A 2,853-nucleotide genomic window follows, 5' to 3' on the forward strand; every position below is an offset into this window, starting at 1 on the left:
CTTCAACTCGGCGCCTTTCGTGATCAACGCCGCCTGGTAACGCGGACGGCACCGACCAGCGAGAAGTCACTGAGACCCGAGCTCGTCCTCGGGGAACGCGTCCCGGAGCGGATGGACAGCACATCCGTTCCGGGCGAGCGTTACTTGAGGCCCGGGCGGTCCGCTGCCGAACGGCGACTGGCGCGCCCTTGCGCCAAGGGCGCCGGCGCGGCGTGGCGATCACCCACCGGCGCGGCCGCCGATCGCCGTTGAGGTGCCACGCTCATCGGGAGTGGCCCCAGGTGGCGCTCAGCGCGGCGCGCGGCGGTCTGCCACGGCGTACGAGGCGGCTGCCGTGAGCGCCGAGACAGCCAGCACGGAGGGCCAGGCGCCGATGCGCTTGGCCAGCGGATGCGACAGGCCAAAAGCCCCGACGTAGGTCGCGACCAGCGCTGCGGTCACGGCCGGGCTCGTCCGCCGAGCCCACTCGCGTCCCGCCAACACGCCACCCGCCGCGAGGACCACGCCGCCGAGGGGACGGTTGCCGGTCCGGCGGGCGAGCTGCCACCCGCCGATGAGGGAGCCCGCGGTGGTCGCTGCGGTAGGGAGGCCCATGCCACGACCGTACCCCGCCAAGGATCGCCAGCGTCCGGAACTCGTGCTGATCAGCGGCTGGATGACCGGCTTTCCACGCAGGTGCCGGCCGGGTGGCCGGACGGCCGGCTGCCAGCGGCGGCCCCGCGACGACGAGCGGAGCCGCGGCTTCCGCCCCTACCTGGCCACTCGCGAGAGCACGACCGCTTGTGGTCCGATGTGGGCCATCCCGCCGCATCGCAGCGTCAGGGGATTGCCGACGAGCGTGACGCCGACGCTGCGCGGCCGAGGTCCGTTCCCACGGGGCGGTGCGTGGGCATGGGCTGCGACTAGGCTGGCCGCCATGGCTTCCCCGTCGGAACCGGGCCAGGTCACCCGGGACTCGCGCCGCATCCGGCCGGCACTGCCCAGCCTGGTGGACCAGATGCGGATCCTGATCTGGTTGCAGTTCCACCTGACCTCGGTGAATCTCGTGGTGGCTGTCGTCGCCGGGGCGATATTGAGCGGCAGCACCAGCGGCCGGTCCTATGCCAGCGCCAGCGGTGCGAGCGGCGATCAGTTGGGTCGTTTGGAGATGCTGATGCCTGCGCGGAAGGGCACGGCGGTGCTGCTCGGCCTCACCGCAGCCCTGGTGCGGCGTGGCTTCCTGGTCGCATTTCCGCTGGTGCTCGCCGCGGAGGCGGTGGTGCTGGTGGATCTCGGTCTCGCGGCGCGGGCCGGGATCGTCGTCGGCATCGTCGCAGCGCTGCTGGTCGTCCTGGGCGGCTGGATTCTGGCCGACCTGTTCCGCCGTGAGGTGCGGGCGTTCCTGTTGCGCTCGTCGGCGTCCCGACGCTACTCAGGACCCGTCGGGGCTGGCTGAGCCTACGACGCCCGGGGACGGGACGGATCTGTGGCCGGCCGATGAGTTTGGGACGCTGCGCCGGTCTACCTACCGGCACCGCCCGACACGAAGGGATCACCCGATGGCAAAGATCATCTCCACGCTGTTCATCTCGGCTGACGGTGTGGCCGAGATCGACCCCGATTGGCACTTCCCGTACTTCGAGGAGAACATGAGCCGCGCCGTCGGCGAGGACTATGACACCGCTGACGTGCTGCTCATCGGCCGCGAGACCTACGACACCTTCGCCGGAGCCTGGCCCGACCGCGAGGCCGCGGGTGGGGACGACGCGCCGTTCGCCAAGCAACTCGGGGACATGCGCAAGGTGGTCGTCTCGCGCCAGCCGCTGGAGTTCTCCTGGCGCAACTCCGAGCTGATCGAGGGCGATCTCCTCGATGCCGTCGCCTCGCTCAAAGCCGATGCCGGCATCAGAGGCATTCTGATCCCCGGGTCGATCTCCGTGGTGCAGCAACTGCTCGCCGCGGGGTTGGTCGATGAGTTGCGCCTGCTGGTACACCCGGTGGCGGCGCGTAAGGGCCGCAAGCTGTTCGACGACGGCGACGCGCCGTACCACCTGAGAGTGACGGCGACGGAGGCGTTTCCGACGGGCGTGATCCGCGTGATCTACTCGCCGACCGCCGCACCCGCCAAGGTCGGCTATGACGAGGTCAAGGATCAGGTTCCCGGCGGGAAATAGCGGCCCGCGCGGGGAGGCTCGGCGCGTCGGCGCCACCTGGGCCGGCCCCGGTTACGTCGTCGCCCCGCGCCGACGACGGGTGCTGGCCAGCCAGATCCCGCTCGCCATCGCAGTGGCGGCGGCGATTTCGATCACGATGCGCGGTCCGCCGATGGAGAGTGTCTCACGGAAGGCCATCACCCCGATGATCACGCTGGCGACCGGGTCGACCAGGGTGAGTGTGGTCAGCGGCGCGGCGAGCCGGCCACTCTGAAAGGCGTTCTGGTTGAGCACCAGCCCGGCGAAACCGACAAGGATCAGGGCGTAGAGGTGCCAGTCGGTGAGCGTGCTGAGCGGGTCGGCTGTGATCTTGTTGGTGAGGGGTTTGAGCAGGGCTGCGATGAGGGCGTAGAGCAGGCCGGCCGTCGCCCCGAGCAAGGCTCCACGGGCGGCGTCGTGCGACCGGGCGGCGAGGGCCAGACAGGCAGCGACGAATCCACCGGAGCCGACCCCGATGCCGACCCAGGCCGAGGTGGCCGGATCGGGCAGGCCCGCGCGGGGCTGTGCGGTGGCGAGGAAGGCGGCCAGACCGACCACGCCAACGGTCACCGCGATGAGATCGCGCGGCTGTGGCCGTGATCGGTTGAGCGCGGCCTCCAGCAGGATCGCCAGGAACAAACCGCTGACCAGGATCGGCTGTACGACTGCGAGCGGACTGAGG

4 protein-coding genes are annotated in these 2,853 nt (G+C 70.6%); 2 read left to right on the forward strand and 2 right to left on the reverse strand.

Annotated features, from left to right (window positions below; all coding sequences use genetic code 11):
• Positions 1–288: 288 nt before the first annotated feature.
• Positions 289–441, reverse strand: coding sequence for a hypothetical protein (locus ONA70_RS35745; protein ID WP_265010894.1), 153 nt, complete (start codon positions 439–441; stop codon positions 289–291).
• 556 nt (positions 442–997) lie between these two features.
• On the opposite strand from ONA70_RS35745, the gene ONA70_RS35750 reads away from it, so the two are divergent.
• Complete coding sequence (locus ONA70_RS35750) at positions 998–1,435, forward strand: hypothetical protein (RefSeq protein WP_265010895.1); 438 nt, start codon at positions 998–1,000, stop codon at positions 1,433–1,435.
• 103 nt (positions 1,436–1,538) lie between these two features.
• Positions 1,539–2,153 (forward strand): dihydrofolate reductase family protein, encoded by a 615-nt coding sequence (locus tag ONA70_RS35755; protein WP_265010896.1) that lies wholly within the window; start codon positions 1,539–1,541, stop codon positions 2,151–2,153.
• 51 nt (positions 2,154–2,204) lie between these two features.
• Here ONA70_RS35755 and ONA70_RS35760 read toward each other — a convergent pair.
• Positions 2,205–2,853, reverse strand: a 649-nt coding sequence (locus ONA70_RS35760) for a DMT family transporter (RefSeq protein WP_265010897.1), incomplete at its 5' end; no start/stop codon positions are given.

Origin of the sequence: Micromonospora yasonensis (assembly GCF_026013475.1) — a bacterium.
GTDB classification, from domain to species: Bacteria; Actinomycetota; Actinomycetes; order Mycobacteriales; family Micromonosporaceae; genus Micromonospora; species Micromonospora yasonensis.

Bases quoted from the DNA above. Each gene is read 5' to 3' on its own strand.
- ONA70_RS35750 (WP_265010895.1), top strand. From the start codon at position 998: ATGCGGATCCTGATCTGGTTGCAGTTCCACCTGACCTCGGTGAATCTC.
- ONA70_RS35755 (WP_265010896.1), top strand. From the start codon at position 1,539: ATGGCAAAGATCATCTCCACGCTGTTCATCTCGGCTGACGGTGTGGCC.